The following is a 1,846-nucleotide window of genomic DNA, read 5'->3' as shown; positions in this document are numbered from 1 at the left end:
GTAGACGACCGCCTCGGGGTCGTCGCCGTTGACGTGGAAGATCGGCACCTCGATCATCTTCGCCACGTCGGTCGCGTAGCGGCTCGACCGGCCGTCGACGGGGGCCGTCGTGAAGCCGATCTGGTTGTTCACGACGATATGAATCGTGCCGCCGGTGCGGTAGCCGGGCAGTTGCGAGAGGTTCAAGGTCTCGGCCACCAGGCCCTGGCCGGCGAAGGCGGCGTCGCCGTGGATCAGGATCGGCAGGCCGAGCTTGCGGTCCCGGTCCTTGAAATGGCGCTGCTTGGCCCGGACCCGCCCTTCGACGACCGGGTTGACGGCTTCCAGGTGGCTCGGGTTGGCCGTCAAGGAGAGGTGGACCGAGTGCCCGTTGGCCGCGACGTGATCGGCCGAGAAGCCGAGGTGGTACTTCACGTCGCCGTCCCCGGCGACGGTCTTGGGCATGTTCCCCTCAAACTCGTGGAAGATCAGGCTGTACGGCTTGTTCAGGATGTTCGCCAGCACGTTCAGCCGCCCCCGGTGGGGCATGCCCAGGACGATCTCCTTGACCCCGAAGCTGGCCGACTGCTCGATGATCGCGTCGAGCAAGGGGATGAGCATCTCGCCGCCTTCGAGCGAGAACCGCTTCTGGCCGACGTAGCGCGAGTGCAGGAACGTCTCGAACAGGCTCGCGTTGTTCAGCTTCCAGAGGATTCGCCGTTTCTTCTTGATGTCGAACTGCGGGTGGTTGCGGACCGGCTCCATCCGATCCTGCAACCAGGTGCGGATCCTCCGGTCGCGGATGTGCATGTACTCGACGCCGATCGTGCCGCAGTAGGTCCGGCGGAGCTCGCCGATCAGCTCCTTGAGCGTGGCCTGCGGCGGGTCGAACAGCCGGGTGAAGAACGGCTGGTTCAGGTGCTGCTCCCCCAGGTCGAACTCGCCCAGGTCGAGCGGGTCGTACGTCTCGCGGCGGCCGGCGAGCTGCAGGGGGTCGAGGTCGGCGAGATAGTGGCCGACCTCGCGGTAGGTGTCGACCAGGCGGGTGACGGCGGCCTGGGCCCTCGCCTGTTCCAGCGCCTCGGGCTCGACCTCGACGGGGGTCGAGGCCGAGGGCATGGCGGCCCCCGGGGGCTCGGTTCCCGGCGGGGCGCCATCGACGCGGCCCAGCTCGAACCCCTCGAAGAAGTGCCGCCACGACGCATCGAGCGTCTCGGGCTCCTGCTGCCACCGCAGGTAATGCGCTTCGATCAGGTCCTGGTTCCACCGACTGGCGACCGTCGAGCGATTCATCGCAGCGTGTCTCATCTTCGGGCGCGACTGGCGCGGCAGCGCACGACGCGACCCGGCCCCGATTGCTTGCCCAGAAGGCGGCGAGAAAAACGACATCGGGTCGATCCCTCACGCGCCGGCGCGGGGGGTCGTAGGGAGGCCCGATGTCTCGCGTCAGTCTCCCATCCTAACGCAACGGCCGGGCCAGCCATATCCCGATTGTTCGCGCATTCCGACTCCGCCGAGGGAGATCGCACACTCCCGATGCCTCTCAGTATAGAAACAACGCTCGCCGTCGGCACAGACTTCTCGCCCCCTCTCCCCGAATTTCGGGCAACACGGGGCGGGATGCCTGGTCGCCACGACGGCCATCGGGGCGACCGCTCGCCGTCATCCCGAGGCGTTGCGCCTTCGAGAATTTGCCCGAATGTCCCGTTCGGAACATCCGTCCGGGGCCGATGCAAGGGAACGGGTCCGCGCGGAGACGGAGACGACCCGCAGCCCTCCAGGCGACCACTCCCCTCCTCAGGCTCCCCCTGTTTCTTTCCCTCACGCTCCTCGCTCTCCGCGGATCCTGCCCGCATCCCCTGGCCAT

Annotated in this window: 1 protein-coding gene; it reads right to left on the bottom strand. The window is 67.4% G+C overall.

Going from position 1 to position 1,846, the window contains the following annotated elements:
- On the bottom strand, positions 1–1,272 hold a 1,272-nt coding region (locus tag AB1L88_RS26835; protein WP_367099796.1), incomplete at its 3' end, for a thiamine pyrophosphate-dependent enzyme.
- Positions 1,273–1,846: the final 574 nt, after the last annotated feature.

Origin of the sequence: Tautonia sp. JC769 (assembly GCF_040717455.1) — a bacterium.
Lineage (GTDB): Bacteria > Planctomycetota > Planctomycetia > Isosphaerales > Isosphaeraceae > Tautonia.
The sequence above is the reverse complement of the archived record's forward strand: the minus strand, read 5'-3'. Positions and strand labels throughout refer to the sequence as shown.